This window comes from Leucobacter chironomi DSM 19883 (assembly GCF_000421845.1).
Classification (GTDB): Bacteria; Actinomycetota; Actinomycetes; order Actinomycetales; family Microbacteriaceae; genus Leucobacter; species Leucobacter chironomi.
In genome coordinates this window covers 21,065-41,309 of record NZ_ATXU01000004.1, presented here as the reverse complement: position 1 = coordinate 41,309, position 20,245 = coordinate 21,065, and the positions used below count along the sequence as shown (strand labels likewise).

The window sequence follows — 20,245 nt, the reverse complement described above, 5'->3', positions numbered from 1 at the left end:
GCCCCTCCAGTGTGGAGGGAGTCACTGGGAATAACCCCGACACTACCGCGCCTATTCCTGAAACTTTGCTGAACTTGAGTCAGTCGGACTCAAGTTCAGTATCGGAGAGGCCGCGCAGCTCCGCGAGCAGCAGACCGAGGGCCGCCGACACGGAGTCGCGGCGGATCTCACCCCGATCGCCCGAGAGCGCCAACTCGACGGTGCGGGCGCGCTCCCCCATGCTCAGCCCGATCCACACCGTGCCGACAGGCTGCCCCGTCTGCGGATCCGGCTCGGGGCCGGCGACGCCTGTCGTCGCGATCCCGATATCCGCCGGCAGCGCCGCACCGCCCGGCTCGCGCGGCACGGCGCAGACGCGCCGCACGCCGCTCGCCATCTGCATGGCCACCTCGCCGTCAACAGGCCCCGTGCGCCGCAGCAGCTCGCCATCGACCCCGAGCACCAGATGCTTGAGTGCCGTGTCGTAGGCGACCACCCCGCCCGAGAACACGCGCGACGAGCCCGGCACCGACACGAGCGCATCGGCGAGCAGCCCGCCCGTCAAGGACTCGGCCACCGCGACACGCAGGCCTCTGGCGACCGCGATCTCCACCACCGCGCGGGCGAACTCCCCGCCGACTCGCGACGCGGACTCCCCCTCGGGGTTCACGGGCGGGTCCGTCGCGCCCGGACGAAGGCCACGACGTAGTCGATGCCGCTGACGATCGTGAGCACCACCGCCGCGGTCATGCTGAGCACGTTCGCCCAGTAGGCGACCGGCGCGGCCGGGCCGAGCACCGCTGCGAGCGGCAGCAGCGCGAGCGTGATCGCAACCGCCTGCACCACCGTCTTGAGCTTGCCCATCCAGGCCGCGGCGACCACGACGTCGTGCGCGATCATGAGGCGGTGCACGGTGATGCCGATCTCGCGCACCAGCACCACGATCGTGATCCACCACGGCAGCTCGCCCAAGATCGAGAGCCCGACGAGCGCGGCCCCGGTGAGGGCCTTGTCGGCGATGGGATCGAGCAGCTTGCCGAGATCGGTGATCAGGCCTCGGGATCGCGCGAGGTGCCCGTCCCAGGCGTCCGTGGCGATCGCGACGACGAAGAACACCGCGGAGGCCCAGCGCAGCGGCCCGCCATCGCCGCCGTCCGCCAGCAGCATCCAGAGGAAGAACGGCGTCGCGACGATGCGCGCGGCCGTGATGATGTTGGGGGCGTTCCAGTTGCTCGGCTTCGCCGGTGAATCCTGTGCGGTCATCTCTTCCTCGTGTTCGCTCGCCGACGGCCGACCGCGATCATTCGCGGCCGGTCAACTGCCAGGCGTCTTCGTCGTCGTCGCCGTCCACCTCTTCGAGCGTGGCCTGGTACTTCGCGACCGGGTCGTCGTAGCGGTCGTCGCCGAAGCCGCGGGTCTCGGCGAGCGGCTCGATGACGTCGGTCGCCGCCTCGTGCTCGCCGTCGCTCACGCCCGGCAGGGGCGTGGTGGGCGGGGCCTGCTGCGGTTCCGCCCGGGCGGCCGGCGGCTCCGCGACGACCGGCTGCTGGAAGGGAGCGGGGGCGGCCGAACCGCCCTTGATCCTGGCGAGCACCTCGGGCAGCTGCTCTGGCGAGACGAGCACGTCTCGCGCCTTCGACCCCTCCGACGGCCCCACGATATCGCGCGACTCCATCAGGTCCATGAGGCGGCCGGCCTTCGCGAAGCCGACCCGCAGCTTGCGCTGCAGCATCGAGGTGGATCCGAACTGCGAGGTGACCACGAGCTCGATGGCGGCGAGCAGCACCTCGAGGTCGTCGCCGATGTCCTCGTCGATCTCCTTCTTCTCGGCGACCTGCGCCACGTCGGGGCGGTATTCCGGCTGCGCCTGCGCCTTGACGTGGGCGACCACCTTCGCGATCTCCGACTCCCCCACCCAGGCGCCCTGCACGCGCATCGGCGTCGACTCGCCGTTGAGCAGCAGCAGGCCATCGCCCTGACCGATGAGCCGCTCGGCGCCGACCTCGTCGAGGATGACGCGCGAGTCGGTGCCGGACGCCACCGCGAAGGCGTAGCGGCTCGGCACGTTCGACTTGATGACACCCGTGACGACGTTCACCGAGGGGCGCTGCGTGGCGAGCACCAGGTGGATGCCGGCGGCGCGGGCGAGCTGCGTGATGCGCTGGATCGAGTCCTCGACGTCTCGCGGGGCGATCAGCATGAGGTCGGCGAGCTCATCGACCACCACGAGCAGGTAGGGGTAGGGCTTGAGCACTCGCTGGCTGCCGGCGGGCAGCACGATCGATCCCGAGCGCACGGCCTCGTTGAAGTCGTCGATGTGCCGGAACCCGAAGCTGGCCAGGTCGTCGTAGCGCATGTCCATCTCTTTCACGACCCACTGCAGCGCCTCGGCCGCCTTCTTCGGATTCGTGATGATGGGGGTGATCAGGTGCGGCACGCCCTGGTAGACGGTGAGCTCGACGCGCTTCGGGTCGACGAGCACCATGCGCACCTCGGCGGGGGTGGCCCGCATGAGGATACTGGTGATCATCGAGTTGATGAAGCTCGACTTGCCCGAGCCGGTGGCACCCGCGACGAGCAGGTGCGGCATCTTCGCCAGGTTGGCGACGACGAAGCCGCCCTTCACGTCTTTGCCGACGCCGATCGTCATGGGGTGCGGGCTGCGCTGCGCGCGGTTCGAGCGCAGCACGTCGCCGAGGGCCACGTTCTCGCGATCCTTGTTCGGGATCTCGATGCCGATCGCGCTCTTGCCGGGGATCGGCGAGAGGATGCGCACCTCGTTCGAGGCCACCGCGTACGAGAGGTTCTTCGACAGCGCCGTGACCTTCTCGACTTTGACGCCCGGCCCGAGCTCGACCTCGTACTGGGTCACCGTCGGTCCCCGCGAGAAGCCGCTCACGCGTGCGTCGACCTTGAACTCCTCGAACACACGCGCGATGGCGGCCATGATCTGATCGTTCGCATCGGTGTGGGTCTTCGGGGCGTCGCCCGCGGCCAGCGTGCCCTGGTCGGGCAGCAGGTACTCGGTGCGCTGCGTCGGATCGTGGGGCGGCGCGACCGCGAACGGGGCGGCGTCCGCCGCCTCGCCGACCGGCGGCGCCGGCTCAGGATCGGCGGATGCGGCGGCGAAATCGTCCCACGAGTCGTCGCCGAGCCCGGAGGCCCGCGTCGCACCGGCGGCCTGCACCGCGGCCTCGGCCTGATCCAGCTCGTCGAACAGCCCTGCCGGGAACGGATCGGCGGACTCGGGTGCGAGCGCCGACTCGAATGCGCCGTCGCTCTGCGCCTCGGGTGCGCTCGGCTCGAGCGCGGAGTCGAGGGCGGATTTGTCATCGGCGTAGGCCGGATCCTCCTCGCGGCCCGACGAGTTGCGGCGCCACCACGGCAGCGATCCGTCGCCCGTCTCGGTCTGGTCTTCGAGGTCGAAGAGCGCCTGCTGCGACTGCGTCGCGTCGCGTCGCTTGGCCTTCGCCTTACGATCCTCGGCCTGAGCGGCATCGCCGCTGTCGGTCACACCGAACAGGAACTCGTAGGCCTCGCGCAGGCGCCGCACGATGCGTCCGGGCGGGGTCTTCGTGACGATGAGCACCGAGAAGAGCAGCATCAGCGACAGCACCGGCGTCGCGACCCACACCGTGAGCGCGAGCAGCGGCGCGCCCACCATCCAGCCGAGCAGTCCGCCGGCCTCGGCCAGCGCGGGCATGCCCTCGCTCGGAGCCGGGCGACCGCCGTAGATGTGCGACAGGCCCGCCACGCTCATGATCGCGATGAAGAGGCCGATCGCGATGCGCCGGTTGTCGTTGACGCTGGAGGGGTGGTTGAACAGCCACAGCGCGAAGCCCACCATGATGATGGGCAGCCCGAACGCCACACGGCCGAACAGGCCGCCGAACGACCACGCGTCGAGTTGCACGGCCACCGGCTGCCCGATCATGAACCACTCGACCACCGCGCCCGCGACCGCGAGCAGCATGAGCAGCAGCGGGATGCCGTCGCGGCGATCCTCTGGGGCGAGCGGTTCGAGCCGGAAGGCGCGCGCGGCGCCGCCGATGGCGTGGGCGAGCCCGTTCCAGGCGCGCACGAGCCCGTTCTCGCGGGGCTCCGGCTCGGCGAGCACCCGCGTCTTCGCGGTGGCACGGGATGACGCGGCCCGGGATCCCCGGGCCGTGCTCTTGCCCGATTTTTCGCGCGACGAAGTTTTGCTGGCCATGCTACGAGAGTACGTTCGACCGCCGACATTCGCGAGGTGACGCTCCGAGTCCCGCCGTTTCGGACAGTGCGTCCGTGGGCGGACGGTAGACTCGTGCGTCATGAGTGCACCCGCGCTTCGCGCCCGTTACGCGACAGCCCAGGAAACCGCCGACTGGGACTCGCTCCTCGCAGAGAACCCCGACGGAGGCGATTTCCTGGCCTCCTCAACACTCGCCGAGACCAAGCAGCTCGTGGCCTGGCGAACCCGCCGCGTCGTGTTCGAGCGCGACGGCGTACGGCGCAGCATCGCCCTCGTCCTGGAACGGCGGGTTCCCCTCCTCGGGCGGCTCTGGTACATCCCCCGCGGACCGGCGGGCGCCGACATGACCGAGGTCGCCGAGCACATGACCGCCCTGCGCGACTTCGCCCGCACCCACGAGCGCAGCGTCTTCGCAGTCACCTTCGAGCCCCCCGTGGCGGTCGCCGACCCCGCCGAGACCGAGGGCGCCGCGCCCGCCGAGCTGCAGCGCATCGGCGCGATCCGCCGCCCCGCGATCCAGGGCAGCGCGAGCACCGCCATCGTGCGCCTCGATCGCGACGACGACGAACTGCTCGCCAGCTTCGACAAGAAGTGCCGCAACATGGTGCGCCGAGCCCAGCGCGACGGCGTGACGGTGCGCACCCTCCCCGCCGAGCCCGAGACCTTCGAGCAGATGCACCGCCTCATGCGCCTCGTCGGCGGCGGCAGCGCGAAGCTCGCCCTGCGCCCCCGCGACTACACCGAGTCGCTGTGGCGAGGCTTCGCCGAGCGCGGCCAGGGCCGCTTCTACGCCATCGATGTCGACGGCACCCCAGCCGTCATGAGCTACATGATCGTCATCGGCAAGCGCGCCTTCTACAAGGACGGCGGATCGGAGCGCGACCGCGTCTCCCCCGGCATGTCGAATCTCATCATCTGGCAGATGATGCTCGACGCCCGGGAGGCGGGCGCCACCGAGATCGACCTCGTCGGCATCGCTCCGGCCTGGGCGAAGAGCACCGACGACCATCCCTCCTACGGCCTCGGGCTCTTCAAGCTCTCCTTCGCGCGCGAACGCACCGACTACGTCGGCGCCTTCGACCTGGTGCTGCGCCCCGCGGCCTATCGCGTCTGGCAACGGATCGGCGAGCGCGTCGTCGCGAAACTGCATCGCCGCCGCTACCGCGACATCGGCCTGTACTGAGGCGCGGGCGCCCGATCCGGATCCGGATCTGCGCTCGCCCGTCCGGATCCCGGATCAGCCCCGCCCGAGCCTGCGCCGCAGCACCGAAACGACCTCGCCGACCTCCGACGAGCGCATCACCACCAGGGCGACGACGTAGACCGCCGCGACCACGGAGCCGACGGCGATCGCGAACACTAAGGCCTGCGCCACCCCGTAACCGGGCACCGCACTCCGCAGCAGCCAGGTGACCGCAAGCCCGGCGGCGGCGGCGGGCACCGCCGCGATCCCGAACCGCAGCAGGCTGCCGACCACTCGGCGCCCGTCGATCCGGCCGATCTTGCGCCGCAGCAGCACCGTCGCGAGCACCGCCTGCACGATCGTCGCGACGGAGTACGCCACCGTCACGGCGGCTCCCCGCACGTCGAGCGGCACGAACAGGCACAGCAGCGTCAACACCACGAACACCGCCTGCTGCACGACCGTGAAGACGAACGGCGTGCGCGTGTCCGAGAGCGCGTAGAACGAGCGCTGCACCACGAACAGGAAACTGAACGGGGCCAGGCAGAGCACGTAGCACTGCAGCACGAACGCGAACTGATCCACCTGCACCGGCCCGCCCCGCTCGATCAGCGGGCTCAGGAACGACGCGGCCGCGAAGATCGCCGCCGCCGCGAGCACCATCACGAGCGACACCTGCCGCACCGACGCCGAGAAGTCGCCGCGGAAATCATCCATGCGGCCGTCGCGGCCCGCCTCGGAGAACCGCGTGAAGTACGCCGTCGCGAGCGACACCGCGAGCACCGAGTGCGGCAGCATGAGCACGAGCCAGGCGTTGCCGAGCGCCGAGGTCGACGGCCCGGCGCCGGTCGCCGTGCCGACCACGTTCGAGGTCACCCAGCCGCCGATCTGGATCACGACGATCATCGCGAGGCTCCAGCTCGCGATCTTCGCCGTCGCGCCGAGACCCATGCCCTTCCAGGCGAAGTCGGGGCGGTAGCGGATGCCCGCCCGGCGCCACGAGGCGAACAGGATCAGCGCCTGCGCCACGACGCCCAGCGTGGCGCTGCCCGCGAGCAGCGCGATGCCCGGCAGCGTCCAGTCGGCGGCGGTGCGGTCACCCGTCGGGTCGGCGCCGTACCAGGCCATGAACGCGATGATGCCGGCGATGCTGATGACGTTGTTGAGCACCGGAGCCCAGGTATAGGGGCCGAACACGCTGCGCGCGTTCAGCACTTCCCCCATCACCGTGTAGACGCCGTAGAAGAGGATCTGCGGGAGACACCAGTACGCGAAGGCCGCCGACAGGGCCAGCTGATCCGCGCTCCACGACATCTGGAACAGGAACACCAGCAGCGGCGCCGCAGCCATCGCGAGCACCGTGATCGCCGTCAGCGCGACGATCACGAAGGTGAGCACCTTGTTGATGTAGCCGGCGCCGCCGTCGGGGTTCCTCGCGGCCTTCACGATCTGCGGCACGAGCACCGCATTGAGCATGCCGCCCAGCAGGATCGTGTACACCGTGTTCGGCAGCATGTTGCCGTTCGCGAAGGCGTCGGCCGAGACCGATGCGGTCTGGCCGATCGCCGCCGCCAGCACCACGACCTTCGCGAGGCCGAGGATGCGGGACAGGATCGTGCCCGCGGCCATCACCGCGCTCGCGCGCATGATCCCCAACGCGCTACTCCTTCGCCGCGGGTCCGTCGCCCGTCGCGCCGCCGCCAGTCGCACCGCGACTGCGGAGCTTCGCGCGCAGCTCGTGCGCGGCGTCGAGCGCGCGCCGCACCGCGTAGCGCACGGGCTTCACCGGGATCTCCCACGCTCCCGAGAACTGCACCGCGTGCCCGCCGAAGGTGCGCTTGAAGACGGTGAAGCCGGTCCACTCGTCGGGCACGTCGTCGCGGGCGGAGATGCCGTAGAAGTCGAAGGTGCGCAGCCCGCGGGCCTTCGCGTCGAGCATCAGGAAGACGATGAACGGCGCGGAGATCTGCATGCTGTTGTTCGAGAGGTCGCGCCCCACGTACAGGTAGTAGCGCGTGTCCTCGTCGTCGATCACGTAGCCGACGACCTTCGTCTCGCCCTCGTGCTTCGCGACGAAGACGCGCGCGATCCCCTCGTCGACCAGGCCTCGGAAATGCTCGAAGTAGCTTCCGTCGCGCACCTCGAAGGAGCGGGTCTCGCCGGTCTGACGCAGCAGCTCGACCCCGAGATCGTAGTCGGCGGGGTCGTCGCACTCGGCGAAGGCGTACCCCCGCTTCGCGGCACCGCGGTGCTGCTTGCGACGAGTCGCGTTCATGCCGCGCACGATCTCGTCCTCGTCCTGGGTGAGGTCGACCACGTGGGTGCGGCTCGGCTGGAAGCCGGTGAGCATCCGCTTGCCCCGCGCGCCCGCCTGCTCGGGGGTGATCGGCAGCGACGGCTCGATCACCAGCCGGTAGCAGCCGAGACGCTTCGCCTGCGCTCGCGCATCGGCGATCGCGGCGTCGAGCGCGCGCTCATCGGCCACGACCGGGCCGTAGGGCAGGTAGAGGTACGGCCCCAGCGCATCGCGCACGATGCGGCCGAAGTAGTGCCATCCCTCCCCACGACCGGAGACGACCTCTTCGCCCAGGGAGCGCTGGAAATCCCACCAGCGCTCCGTCTGAAAGAAGTTCGCCATGCCGTTACACCACCACCACGACGGGCACGATCATCGCCTTGCGGCGCAGCTTCGTGCCCACCCAGCGGCCGATGGTGCGGCGGGTGATCTGCTGCAGCTGGTGATGGTCGGTCACGCCGTCCTTCATCGCTGCTTCGAGCGCGTCCGCGATCTGCGGCTTGATCTTCTCGAAGACCCGCGCCTCCTCGGCGACGCCCTTCGCGTGGATGTCGGGGCCCGACACGATGTGCGCGGTCGTGGGCTCGACGACGGTGATCACCGAGATGAAGCCCTCCTCGGCGAGCGTGCGGCGGTCCCGCAGGTCGTCGTCGGTGACCCGGCCGACGCTCTTGCCGTCGACGTAGATGAACTCGGTGTCGAGCTGGCCCACCGCGCGGGCGACGCCGTCGGCGAGGTCGACCACGGTGCCGTTCTCCGCGATGACAGTGCGGTTCTGCGGCACACCCGTCTCGATCGCGAGCGCGGCGTTGGCCACCAGCATGCGGTACTCGCCGTGGATCGGCATCACGTTCTTCGGGCGCACGATGTTGTAGCAGTAGAGCAGCTCGCCCGCGGCGGCGTGACCCGACACGTGCACCTTCGCATTGCCCTTGTGCACCACATTGGCGCCGAGCTTGATGAGGCCGTCGATCACGCGGTACACGGAGGTCTCGTTGCCGGGAATCAGGCTCGACGCCATGATGACGGTGTCGCCCTCGCCCACCTCGACCTGGTGCTCGCGGTTCACCATACGGCTGAGCACGGCCATCGGCTCGCCCTGCGAACCGGTGGACATGTAGACGATGCGGTGATCGGGGATGTCGCCGCTCTTCTTGAGATCCACGAGCACGCCCTCGGGCACGTCGAGGTAGCCGAGATCGGAGGCGATCTTCATGTTGCGCACCATCGAGCGGCCGAGCAGCACGACGCGGCGGCCGTTCGCCTGGGCGGCGTCGAGCACCTGCTGCACGCGGTGCACGTGGCTCGAGAAGCTGGCGACGACCACCTTGCCGGGGGTCTTCGCGATGACCTGCTCGATGACGGGGCCGATGTTCTTCTCGAGCGGGGTGAAGCCCGGCACGTCGGCGTTCGTCGAGTCGGTCATGAAGAGGTCGACGCCCTCCTCGCCGAGCTTCGCGAAGGCGCGCAGGTCGGTGATGCGGCCGTCGAGCGGCAGCTGATCCATCTTGAAGTCGCCGGTGCCGATGACGAGACCGGCCTCGGTGCGGATCGCGACGGCCAGCGCGTCGGGAATCGAGTGGTTGACCGCGATGAACTCGAGGTCGAAGGGGCCGTACTGCACGCGGTCGCCCTCGGCCACCACGCGGGTCTTCGGACGGATGCGGTGCTCCTTGAGCTTCGCCTCGACGAAGGCGAGCGTGAGGCGCGAGCCGACGAGGGGGATGTCCTCGCGCAGCTTCAGCAGGTAGGGCACGCCGCCGATGTGATCCTCGTGGCCGTGCGTGAGCACGACGGCGACGATGTCGTTCAGGCGGTGCTCGATCTTGGTGATGTCGGGCAGGATCAGGTCGACGCCCGGGTGCTGCACCTCGGGGAAGAGCACGCCGCAGTCGACGATCAGCAGCTTGCCGTCGATCTCGTAGACGGTCATGTTGCGGCCGACCTCGCCGAGGCCGCCGAGCGGTGTGATGCGGAGAGTGCCCTTCTCGAGCTTGGGCGGAGCGTAGGGGGGGTTCGTCATGTGTTCCTTGGCTGTTCCCGGAGCCTGTCGAGGGGAATCAGCTATCGGGATCCCCCTGCGACAGGCTCAGGGGGCCGCTTCGTTAGCGGGTGGTGCCTGCGATCTTGGGCAGGGCACCGCCGGCAGCCGCATTGCGGTCCGGCCTGAAGTTCGAGAGGTCGACGCCGGGCACGTCGGCCACGAGGGCGAGTTCGTCCTCGATGAGGGCGGCTTCCCACTCCTCCGGCCCCACGAGGGGCAGGCGCACGCGGGGGCTGCCGATGCGGCCGAGGCCGTGCAGGATGTACTTCGCCGCGACCGTGCCGGGCACGTGCGTCATCACCGCGCGCACGAGGGGCTCGAGACGCTGGTGGGCGTCGCGGGCGGTGTGCAGGTCGCCGGCGTTGACGGCGTCGACGATGGCGCGGTAGGGCGCGGCGGCGATGTTGGCCGTCACGCCGATGAGGCCGGTGGCGCCGATGGAGAGGTGCGGCAGCACATTGGCGTCGTCGCCCGAGAAGTAGAGCAGCTCGGTCTGGTTGAGCACCCGGCTCACCTCGCTGAAGTCGCCCTTGGCGTCTTTCACGGCGAGGATGTTCGGGTGCTTCGCGAGACGCAGGATCGTCTCGTACTTGATGGGCACGCCGGTGCGGCCGGGGATGTCGTACAGGATCACCGGCAGGTCGGTCGCGTCGGCGACCATGCGGAAGTGGGTGAGCAGGCCCGCCTGGGTGGGCTTGTTGTAGTAGGGCGTGACGATCATGACGCCGTCGGCGCCGGCCTTCTCGCTGGCCTTGTAGAGCTCGATCGCGTGCGCGGTCTCGTTGGATCCGCCGCCCGTGATGATCTTCGCGCGGCCGCCCGACACCGACTTGGCGACCTCGACGAGCTTGATCTTCTCGGGGTCGGTCAGCGTGGAGGTCTCGCCGGTCGTGCCGGTGACCACGATGCCGTCGGCACCGCTCTGGATGCAGTCATCGATGTGCTTCTCGACAGCAGGCCAATCGACCTCGCCGTCAGCCTGGAAGGGCGTGACGAGCGCGACGAGCACCTGACCGAAGGGGTTTTCCTGGATTGCCACCGTACTAGGCTACCGGACTCCGCCGACACGGGCCCCGTGAGTCGGTCTCAGCGGCGCAGCCAGCGCTCGAAGCGGTAGCCGAGGCCCGTCTGCGAGACGAGCGACGTGCCGGGGTCCGCGAGCCGCCACTCGGGCCCGATCTCGGGCGCGAAGGTGTCGGCGTCGGGCACGTCGAGCTCGATCCGGGTCACCACCAGTTCGTCGGCGAGCGACATGGCCGCCCGATACAGCTGCCCGCCGCCCATGATCCACGCCGCACGGGCCGGCCAGGCACCCGGATCCTGGCACGTCGTGCCGGGATCCTCTGCCAGCCTCGTGAGGTGCGCCTCGTAGTCTTCGCGCACACTGCCGCTCGTGCGCTCGATCGCCGCGTCGAGCGACGTCACCGCGGTCGCCCCGGGCGTTTCGAAGCCGGTCGCGCGCGTGACGACGACGTTCTCGCGACCGGGCAGCGGCCGGAAGCGCTCGGGCAGCGACTCCCAGGTGCGGCGACCCATGATGACGGGCGCGCCCCAGGTGGTGGTCTTGAAGTGCGCAAGATCCTCGGGCAGGTGCCAGGGCATCGTGCCGTCGCGGCCGATCGCTCCGCCCCGCGCCTCGGCCCAGATCATGCCGAGCCCTTCACCGATGCCCGTGCTCAGCTCGGGCCGCAGCTCGTCAGCGCGCGTCACGGCTCACACCGCCACCGGCGCCTTGATGCCCGGGTGATGCTCGTAGCCGACGATCTCGAAATCGTCGAGGGTGTAGTCGAGGATCGACTCGGCCTTGCGGATCTCGATGCGGGGGTACGGGAACGGCTCGCGGGCGAGCTGTCGCTCGACCTGCTCGATGTGGTTGTCGTAGATGTGGCAGTCTCCGCCGGTCCACACGAACTCGCCGGGCTCGAGCCCGGTCTGCTGCGCCACCATGAGGGTGAGCAGCGCGTAGCTCGCGATGTTGAAGGGCACGCCGAGGAACATGTCCGCGGAGCGCTGGTAGAGCTGGCACGAGAGCTTGCCGTCGGCCACGTAGAACTGGAAGAACGCGTGGCAGGGGGCGAGCGCCATCCGGTCGAGCTCGGCGACGTTCCAGGCCGAGACGATGAGCCGGCGCGAGTCAGGATCGGATCGCAGCTGCTCGACGACCCGCGCGATCTGGTCGATGTGCTCGCCGTTCGGGGCGGGCCACGAACGCCACTGCACGCCGTAGACGGGACCGAGGTCGCCGTGCTCGTCGGCCCACTCGTCCCAGATGGTGACGCCGTGCTCGCGGAGGAAGTCGATGTTGCCCTCGCCGCGCAGGAACCACAGCAGCTCGACCGCGACCGACTTGAAGTGCACGCGCTTCGTGGTGAGCAGCGGGAAGGATTCGGCGAGGTCGAAGCGGATCTGACGCCCGAAGAGGCTGCGGGTGCCAGTACCGGTGCGGTCGGACTTCGGAGCGCCGTGCTCGTACACCTCGCGCAGCAGGTCTTCGTAGGGAGTCGGGATCGCGTTCGCAGTCACGCTGATGAGTCTACCGCGGCGACCTTGCGACGCTGCTTGTCGGCGAGCATGCTGAGGTCGGCTCGCGAGATGAAGTCCTTCGACTGCTCACCGGGTCGCCACTCGGCGATGCCGAACGACCATGCCGGAGCGAACACCTCGCTCCGCAGCCGCTCGGCCGACTCCCGCGCCTGCTGGGCGTCGCAGTCGATGAGCAGCAGTGCGAACTCGTCGCCGCCGAAGCGCGCGAACACGTCCTCGGTACGGATGCGCTCATCGATCTCTCGGGCGAAGCTGCGCAGCATCTGGTCGCCGACGACGTGCCCGCGGCCGTCGTTGATGGCTTTGAAGTTGTCGAGATCGAGGTAGACGAGCGCCAGCGGTCGCTCGTTGCGCTCGGCCACCGCCACGGCCTTCGAGAGCAGATATTCGAAGCCTCGCCGGTTCCAGACGCTGCACAGCGGATCAGTGATCGCGTCGCGTTCGAGTCGCTGCTTGAATCGGTGCACGAGTTCGCCGAGCGAGGCTCCGCTCACGACGAGCACGAGCAGCACCGCTGCCGGATCGAAGCCGTACTTCAGGGTTACGGCCCCGCAGAAGAGCGCGAGCCAGCTGTAGCCCAGCAGGCGTGCGAACCAGATCGGCAGGAACCAGACCACGAAGATGAAGTAGGGGAAGAACAGGAACCCCAGCGACAGCACGCGCAGCTCCTGGGATGAGAGCAGCACGTTCGGCACGACGGTGACGAGCGGCACGCTCATCACCACGCCGGCCGCCGTTCTCGAGAAGCGGTCCCCGATGAAGAGGATGCCGAGCGTCGTGCAGAAGCAGAGCGTCGCGATGAGCAGCAGGTCGGAGCGCGGGAAAGGCGTGAGCCTGAAAACGGTGGCGTTCAACAGCGGGAACAGTCCGCCCGCGAAGTAAAAAGCCGCCGCCGCCAGCGAACGATCGTTCTGCTTCCTCATCCTGCTCCCACCCAATCCCCTGCCCGTCCCGTGAGAATCCTAACGAGTGCCCGCCTGCAAAACACCCGGATATCGCGCAACGGGGTGCGTTCGCGATCCCCGTGGATCGCGAACGCACCCCGTCTGACGGCGCAGCCGATGCGCAGTGGCTAGGAGCCGAGGCCGTCGTCGAAGACCTGCAGCGCGGAGGTGTCGTTGCTGGCGTCGGCCTTCGCGAGCACGCGGCCCTTGAAGAACTCGGGCGCGACGCGAGCCTGCAGCAGCATGAGCACCACGCCGATGCCGAGCACGGCCACGCCGATGATGCCGACGAGCCCGACTCCGCCGATGTTGCTGCCGGATCCGAAGCTCGGGTCCATGCTGTCGATCGTGGTCTGCACGAACACGATCAGCAGCAGCACGCCGCCGATGCCGGGGAGCACGATCTTCGAGATCACGGAGCCGGCGCCCTCCTTGAGGGCCGCCTTGCGGAAGTACCAGGGGCTCGCGAGCGCCGTGATGCCGTAGTAGAAGCAGACCATCATGCCGAGCGCCGTGATGGTGTCCCACAGCACGTCCTCGCTGATGAAGCGCATGACCGCGTAGAACGCCGAGGCGACGACCGACGACCACATGAGCGCCACGTAGGGCGACTTGTACTTGGGGTGGATGCGCTTGATCGAGGCGGGCAGCGCGCGGTAGTGCGACATGGCCAGCAGCGTGCGGGCGGGCGAGATCGCGGTCGAGTTGATCGAGGCCATGGCGCTGACGAGGATCGCGAGCGAGAGCAGGATCGCGGCGGGCCCCATCACCGGGTGCGCGAGCGCGGCGAACACGTTCTCGGCGATGTCGGGGTTGCCGAGGCCGGTCGGGCCGTCGCCGAGGCCGGCATACGCCACGGTCGCGGCAGCGGTGCCGACGTAGAGCACGACGAGGATCAGCACGAGGATCGTCGCGGCCTTGCTCTCGGTCGAGAGGCGGCCCTTCGAGGGCTTGGTCTCCTCGCCCATGGTGAGCACGGTGTCCCAGCCCCAGTAGACGAAGATCGAGACCGCGATACCGGCGGCGAAGGCGCTGAAGCTGTCGACCTCGAGCGGGTTGAACCACGAGAGCTCGGGCATGCTGCCCTCGGTGTTAGCGGGATCGGCGGCGCCCACGAACATCGCGATGATGAACCAGACGAGCACGATCATCTGGAAGGCGACGGTGACGTACTGGAAGACCTTGGTCGAGGTCATGCCCCGGTAGGAGATGAAGGTCGCGATGGCCATGAAGCCGAGGCAGACCGCGATGTTGATGAAGCGGTTGCCCGCGATCTCCGCGATCGAGGGGTCTCCGACGAGAATGCTGATCGATTGGAAGAGGAACTCGACGGCGATGCCGGCGAGGTTCGAGAGCACGAGCACGGTGGCGGCGATGAGGCCCCAGCCCGCCATCCAGCCGATCCAGGGGCCGAAGGCGCGGGTGGCCCAGGTGAAGGAGGTGCCCGAGTCGGGCATCGCCGAGTTGAGGGCGCGGTAGCCGAGCGCGACGAGCAGCATGGGGATGAAGCCCATGAGGAAGATCGCGGGGGTCTGGTAGCCGACCTCACTCGCAGCCGGGCCGACCGCCGAGGTCAGCGTGTAGGCCGGGGCGCAGGTGGAGATCCCGATGACGAGGGCGCCGAGCACCCCCACCGTTCCCGAGGGGAGACCCTTCTTGCTGATTCCCGTCACCGAGTCCAGCGTTCGCGTGGCTGGTTCGGCGGCCGTGAGGTCGTACTTGGCCATAGTGTTCTTCACCGTTGCTTTCCCACGCACCGTAGCGTGTTCGCGCATTCGGCGGCAGGATGATCGCGGGGTCATCCGGGCCCCGTCCTGCTGCCGTCCGCGGACGATTGTAGGCCGGAAGTTCGGATTTCCCTAACCCTGCGCGGATCCCCTACGAATTTCGTCGCGTTCGAGGGAGATTGCTTGTCGGATCGCGCCTCTGGCGCGCCGACGATCGCCGCAGGCGTCGTACACGATGCCGAGCCGCATCCACGCCCGCCACGAATCCGGCTCCGCCTCCGTCTCGTCGCGGTAGCGCGGGAACGCGGCGTCGGCGTCCTCGCGCACGGGGCGACCGGACGGATGCGTGGCGACCGGCTCCTCCGGCAGACGGCCCTCCGCCGCGAGCCGATCGGCGAGCCTCGTCGCGCTGCGTCCGAACTGCAGTTCGCGCACGAGCGCCCACACGCCGATCAACGGCAGGATCAGCATGGCCGCACCCATGATCACCGGGATCGGCTCCTGCGAGGCGAGCAGGGCGACGGCGCGGATGCCCGCGAACACGAAGTAGAGCACGAGCAGCACGCTCATGACCGCCACACCGAGCACGGACCTCGCCCGAGGGCTCACGCGCGGGCTCCGAGCGCACCGATCCCGAGCACGCGGTCGAGCCCCACGGTGAGCCCTCGGGTCTCCCCCACCGCCTCGAGCGCGGCGCGGATGCCCGCACGGTACGCCTCGTTCGAGTGGGTGTCGTGCGTGACCGTGAGCACCTCGCCGGGGCCTCCGAAGCGCACCTCCTGCTTCGCGACCACGCCCGCCAGCCGCAGACTGTGCACCGGGATCCCCGCGACCAGCTGCCCCCGCGCCGGCTGCTCGGCGAAGGGCGCATCGAACGGGCGTCCCTCGCGCGCCTCAGCCATCAGCTCGGCCGTGCGCACCGCCGTGCCGGACGGCGAGTCGACCTTCGCGGGATGGTGCGCTTCGACCACCTCGACCGCGTCGAAGTACGGGGCCGCGATGCGCGCGAGTGCGGTGCCGATCACCGAGCCGAGCGAGAAGTTGGGCACGACGATCACGCCGGCATCGGGCAGGCTCGCGACTCGCTCCTCGAGCTCGGCGAGGCGATCGGCCGACCAGCCGCTCGTGCCGACGATGACGCGCTGCCCGTGCTGCAGCGCGCGCGCGACGATGGCGGGCGAGGCATCGGGGTGGCTGACGTCGATGAGGATCGCCGCTTCCGCGCCCGCTTCGGGCTCCGACGCACTGGTCAGCCGGGCGACCAGCTCGAAATCGGGGTGCTCCTCCACCACCCGGCAGACGAGGGACCCCAGACGGCCGGTGGCACCCGCCACCGCAACGCTCGCAGACATGCCTCCTAGGGTACCGAAGTTCGACTGGGGTACCCTCGAAGCATGACGACGGCTCCCGGATCCTCCCCCTCGCGCCCACGCCTCACATCCCTCGCGGAGATCACGGAGCACCTGCGGAACGACCCGCAGCCCTTCTTCTACGTGAGCCGATCCGCGACCAATCTGCTCGGCGTGGACCGCTGGGTCGGCGGCTTCCGCTACATCTCGCTGCGGGACGCCTGGGACGGCGCCCACCCCCGAGCCTTCGCGCCCACGAACGTGCCCGACATCGAGCCCCGCGGCAACGTCAACATCGCCAACTGGCTGCTGAGCAACGAGCAGGTGCAGCGCTACATCGCCGAGCAGACGCCCGCCGGCCTCCGCCCGAAGATCGTGATGGCCATGTTCGACGAGCGCAGCGAGCGCATCTGCCGCGAACTCGGCTACGAGATCGCGATGCCCGAGGTCGCCCTCCGCAGCCGCCTCGATTCCAAGATCTCGACCACGCAGCTCGGCAACGACGCCGGCGCGTTCAGCGTGCCGAACATCCTCACGACGATCACCGGCTGGGACGATCTGCGCGCGCAGGCCCGCGCCGCCGGGCTCGGCGAGCACCTCGTGATCCAGCTCCCCTACGGCGACTCCGGCCGCACCACCTACTTCGTCTCGTCGAGCGCCGACTACGAGCGCGTCGCCGCCGACATCACCGGCCCCGACATCAAGGTGATGCGACGCATCGCGCACCTGCCGCTCGCCGTCGAGGCCGTGATCACCGCGGCCGGAACGGTGACCGGACCCGTCCTGCGCGAGATCACGGGCCACCCCGAGCTGACGGCGTACCGCGGCGGCTGGGCGGGCAGCGAGCTCTACCCCTCCCTGCTCGGGGACGACGCCCGCACCCGCACCCTCGACCTCGTCGAACGCTTCTGCAACCGTCTCGCAGCGGAGGGCTACCGCGGCATCCTCGAGGTGAGCGTGCTGCTCGACACCGACACCGACGAGGTGTACCTCGGCGAGTTGAACCCCCGCATCAGCGGTTCCTCGCCGCACTCCAATCTCACCCCGCACGACACCACGTTGCCGCTGTTCGCGTATCACGTGCTCGAGTTCTCCGACGTCGACTTCGACCTCGACCTCGCGCAGATCAGGGCGGAGCGCGCGGCCGCGCTCGACGCCGAGACCTGGAGCACGCTCGTGATCCAGTACCCCGGCCCCGACGTCGACCGCGTGGTGGAGGCGCCCCGCACCGGGCGCTACCGGGTCTCGCAGGACGGTGCCCGGCTCGACTTCGTCGCGGCGGATCTCGACTGGCAGGGGCTCCAGTCGCCCGACGAGGCCTTCTGGATGCGTGCCGTGGGCGTCGGCGACTACCGCGGACGCGGCCTCGACATGGGCATGCTCATCACCCGCACCCGCGCGCAGGAGCAGCACTACGCCCTGACCGATCACACGAAGCGCCTGATCCCCGCGCTGCAGGGCCTCTACCGCGGCACCCGGGTGCCCGCCGCCCGGGTCTACTGGCGCGCCGGCATCCGCAAGCTGCGGGAGATCACTCAGCGGTCGCGCTGAGCGTCGATCGCGCGGTGTCCCCCACCGCCACGACCGTGAGCGGACGCGCCGCGAGCTCGGCGGCGATGCCGCGGATGTCCTCGGCCGTGACCGCGGCGAAGCGCTCCAGCGAGGCGTCGAGGTCGTAGAGCTCGCCGCTGCCGAGCTCCGCCCGGGCGAGACGCCCCATCCGGGTGTCGCTGTCCTCGAGCGCGAGCGCCGACGACCCCGCGATCTGCCCGAGCGCCCGCTCGCGCTCCTCCTCGGTGATGCCGCTCTCGGCGACCCGTTGCAGTTCGAGCCGGCTGAGCTCCACCACCTCGGAGGCCTTCTCGGGCGCGCACCCGGCGTACATGCCGAAGAGGCCGGCGTCGCTGTAGCTCGCGCCGAACGAGTAGGCCGTGTATGCGAGACCCCGCTTCTCGCGGATCTCCTGGAAGAGGCGGCTCGACATGCCGCCGCCCAGCACCGAGTTCATGACGCCGAAGGCGAAACGACGCGGATCGTTCGCGCGCAGCCCCTGGGCGCCGATCAGCAGGTTGACCTGCTCGCTCGGACGCGCCGTGATGCGCACACTCGGATCAGCGCCGCTCGCCGCCGCGAACGACGCTGCGCGATCCGCCCCCGTCGACTCGGCCCCCGTCTGCGCCCGGCGCACGGGCACCGCCGCACGGCCGGTGTGCCAGCGCTCCTCGGGCGACAGATCGAGAGCGGCGAGCACCCGCTCCACCAGACGGTCGTGATCCACGGCCCCGGCCGCGGTGATCACGAGCGTGCTGGGGTAGTAGCGATCCCGGTAGTGCGATGCGACGTCGTCCCGGCGGGCGGCGCGAATCGTCTCGGGCAGACCCCCAATGGGGCGGCCGAGCGGATGCTCCCCCATCACGGCCTCGAAGAAGCGCTCGTTGGCGACGTCGGCGAGGTCATCGGCGGCCATCGCGAGCTCTTCGAGGATCACCCCCCGTTCCATCTCGAACTCATCCGCGTCGAGCACCGAGCTGGTCACCATGTCGGCGAGCACGGTCACCGCGTCGTCAAGGTCGGCGTCGCGCACCTTCGCGTAGTAGCAGGTGTACTCCTTCGCCGTGAGCGCGTTGTGCTCGGCGCCGATACGGTCGAAGCTCGTCGCGATCGAGTAGGCGTCACGGGTGGGAGTGCCCTTGAAGAGCAGGTGCTCCAGGAAGTGCGTCGAGCCGAGACTGCCGGGGGCGTCCTCGCGCTCGCCCTGCTCGTCGCGCGACCCGACGCCCACCCAGAAGCCGATCGAGGCGCTGCGGGCGCTCGGCATGCGCTCCGTGAGCACGCGCAGGCCGCTCGGGTGCACGGTGCGCCGCACGACGCCTCCGGCGAGATCGGTTTCGAGTTCCGGCTGATCGAGCGGCAGCAGAATGGGTTCGCGCATCCTGACAGCCTATCGCCGCGCACCCGCCCCGACCGTTCCGCGATCGCGCACGGCCGAGTGCTCCAGCGGGAACCGTCACGGCGCACGAGCAAGCTACGCCTTCGACTGCGCGTACCTGATGCCGAGCTCGAAACGGGACGTGACCCCCGCGGCCGCCATCGCTTCGGAAACACGGCGCGTGACCGTGCGCATCGAAAGCCCCATCGCCTCCGCGATGCGCGCATCCGTCCAGCCGAGCGACATGAGCTCAAGCACGTCTCCGGTGCCTCGTGTGAAGGAGCTCCAGCGCACCGCCTGGGTCCAGTGCTCATCGAAGACTCGTTGCAGCGGGCCCACGATAGAGGCTCGTCGTGTCAGGAAGTATCCTTCGCCCCCGTCGGAGCCATCGGCGATGACAGCCGACCTTCCGCCGTACACCGCGAAGAGGAACTGCGATGAACGCACGCGCACTTCGAACCCGACCCCCGTGAGCAGCGAGGCCACCTCGCCGAGAGGAGTCTCCGGATCGCTGGGCGGAATCAGCATGCGAAGCGAGAGCACCTGTTGCTCGATGACCTCTTGCAACAGGTCCTTGCGCAGCTGCCCTATCCAGTCGTGCTCGACGATTCCCGGCGTGTCGGCCAGCACAAGGTCCATGCGCATCGGACCCTCGATCTGCTCGTGCAGCAGATTCAACCAGTGCTGCCAAAACCCCCTCTGCCCGTACAGTAGCTGCTCTCCGAGACTCACGGGCTCGGCATGCAACCACTGCTCATAGCAGCTCTGCAGCAGGGTCAGGGTCTCCTCCGGAAAATCAACAGTGCAATACTCCGGACGCTGCAGCGTGAGGTAATCGCCCTCGTAGTTCGCCAACCCTACCGATACAAGCCGCTCGACGGCCGCCGCGAGCGAATGATCGCTCGGGCGGCGTCTGAGCCCGGCCTCACAGACATCCTCGTAGTCATGATGCAGGCGTACCAGCAGAAGGTCGAGTTGATCCACCTCCGAAAGCTAGCACATTGCCCGCATGCTTCGGC

The 20,245-nt window shown here is 69.3% G+C and carries 17 protein-coding genes; 2 read left to right on the top strand and 15 right to left on the bottom strand.

The window, feature by feature from the left end:
- Positions 1–79 precede the first annotated feature (79 nt).
- Genes H629_RS0105265 through H629_RS0105255 form a run of 3 tightly spaced genes read right to left on the bottom strand, consistent with a single transcriptional unit; the run spans position 80 to position 4,189 of the window.
- Entirely contained in the window at positions 80–649 is a 570-nt protein-coding gene (locus H629_RS0105265) for a CinA family protein (RefSeq protein WP_024356254.1), read from the bottom strand.
- Positions 646–1,242, bottom strand: coding sequence for a CDP-diacylglycerol--glycerol-3-phosphate 3-phosphatidyltransferase (gene pgsA / locus H629_RS0105260; protein ID WP_024356253.1), 597 nt, complete (start codon positions 1,240–1,242; stop codon positions 646–648). The genes H629_RS0105265 and pgsA overlap by 4 nt, the downstream gene beginning before the upstream one ends.
- A gap of 37 nt (positions 1,243–1,279) precedes the next feature.
- Complete coding sequence (locus tag H629_RS0105255) at positions 1,280–4,189, bottom strand: FtsK/SpoIIIE family DNA translocase (protein ID WP_024356252.1); 2,910 nt, start codon at positions 4,187–4,189, stop codon at positions 1,280–1,282.
- Positions 4,190–4,289: 100 nt separating this feature from the next.
- Here H629_RS0105255 and H629_RS0105250 point away from each other — a divergent pair, with 100 nt between their 5' ends.
- Entirely contained in the window at positions 4,290–5,393 is a 1,104-nt protein-coding gene (locus H629_RS0105250; protein ID WP_024356251.1) for a lipid II:glycine glycyltransferase FemX, read from the top strand.
- A 54-nt stretch (positions 5,394–5,447) separates the two neighbouring features.
- On the opposite strand, the gene murJ is transcribed toward H629_RS0105250, so the two are convergent.
- From murJ to dapB, 10 genes are all read right to left on the bottom strand, one after another.
- Positions 5,448–7,040, bottom strand: coding sequence for a murein biosynthesis integral membrane protein MurJ (gene murJ / locus H629_RS0105245; RefSeq protein WP_029746598.1), 1,593 nt, complete (start codon positions 7,038–7,040; stop codon positions 5,448–5,450).
- A gap of 13 nt (positions 7,041–7,053) precedes the next feature.
- A complete protein-coding gene (locus H629_RS0105240; protein ID WP_024356249.1) occupies positions 7,054–8,031 on the bottom strand; it encodes a lipid II:glycine glycyltransferase FemX in 978 nt (325 codons plus the stop codon).
- Between the two features lie 4 nt (positions 8,032–8,035).
- Positions 8,036–9,712 carry a ribonuclease J gene (locus tag H629_RS0105235; RefSeq protein WP_024356248.1) on the bottom strand — a complete coding sequence of 559 codons (1,677 nt, stop codon included), beginning with the start codon at positions 9,710–9,712 and terminating at the stop codon, positions 8,036–8,038.
- Positions 9,713–9,794: 82 nt separating this feature from the next.
- The gene (gene dapA / locus H629_RS0105230; protein ID WP_024356247.1) at positions 9,795–10,772 is read right to left on the bottom strand and encodes a 4-hydroxy-tetrahydrodipicolinate synthase; all 978 of its coding nucleotides are present in this window, start codon (positions 10,770–10,772) and stop codon (positions 9,795–9,797) included.
- Positions 10,773–10,819: 47 nt separating this feature from the next.
- The gene (locus tag H629_RS0105225; RefSeq protein ID WP_024356246.1) at positions 10,820–11,443 is read right to left on the bottom strand and encodes a dihydrofolate reductase; all 624 of its coding nucleotides are present in this window, start codon (positions 11,441–11,443) and stop codon (positions 10,820–10,822) included.
- A 3-nt stretch (positions 11,444–11,446) separates the two neighbouring features.
- Complete coding sequence (locus H629_RS0105220; RefSeq protein ID WP_029746596.1) at positions 11,447–12,256, bottom strand: thymidylate synthase; 810 nt, start codon at positions 12,254–12,256, stop codon at positions 11,447–11,449.
- Entirely contained in the window at positions 12,253–13,200 is a 948-nt protein-coding gene (locus tag H629_RS14455; RefSeq protein WP_024356244.1) for a GGDEF domain-containing protein, read from the bottom strand. The genes H629_RS0105220 and H629_RS14455 overlap by 4 nt, the downstream gene beginning before the upstream one ends.
- Positions 13,201–13,349: 149 nt before the next feature.
- Complete coding sequence (locus H629_RS0105210; protein WP_024356243.1) at positions 13,350–14,948, bottom strand: APC family permease; 1,599 nt, start codon at positions 14,946–14,948, stop codon at positions 13,350–13,352.
- 132 nt (positions 14,949–15,080) lie between these two features.
- Positions 15,081–15,557, bottom strand: a complete 477-nt coding sequence (locus H629_RS0105205; protein ID WP_024356242.1) for a hypothetical protein — start codon at positions 15,555–15,557, stop codon at positions 15,081–15,083.
- Positions 15,554–16,300 (bottom strand): 4-hydroxy-tetrahydrodipicolinate reductase, encoded by a 747-nt coding sequence (gene dapB / locus H629_RS0105200; protein ID WP_024356241.1) that lies wholly within the window; start codon positions 16,298–16,300, stop codon positions 15,554–15,556. Before dapB ends, H629_RS0105205 begins: the two co-directional genes overlap by 4 nt.
- Positions 16,301–16,342: 42 nt before the next feature.
- Between dapB and H629_RS0105195 the strand changes: the two genes are divergently transcribed.
- Positions 16,343–17,848, top strand: coding sequence for a hypothetical protein (locus tag H629_RS0105195; RefSeq protein WP_024356240.1), 1,506 nt, complete (start codon positions 16,343–16,345; stop codon positions 17,846–17,848).
- Here H629_RS0105195 and H629_RS0105190 read toward each other — a convergent pair.
- Both H629_RS0105190 and H629_RS0105185 read right to left on the bottom strand, forming a co-directional pair.
- Positions 17,829–19,229, bottom strand: coding sequence for a M16 family metallopeptidase (locus H629_RS0105190; protein WP_024356239.1), 1,401 nt, complete (start codon positions 19,227–19,229; stop codon positions 17,829–17,831). The two genes, H629_RS0105195 and H629_RS0105190, sit on opposite strands and share 20 nt — an antisense overlap.
- 93 nt (positions 19,230–19,322) lie before the next feature.
- Complete coding sequence (locus H629_RS0105185) at positions 19,323–20,210, bottom strand: helix-turn-helix transcriptional regulator (RefSeq protein ID WP_024356238.1); 888 nt, start codon at positions 20,208–20,210, stop codon at positions 19,323–19,325.
- Positions 20,211–20,245 lie beyond the last annotated feature (35 nt).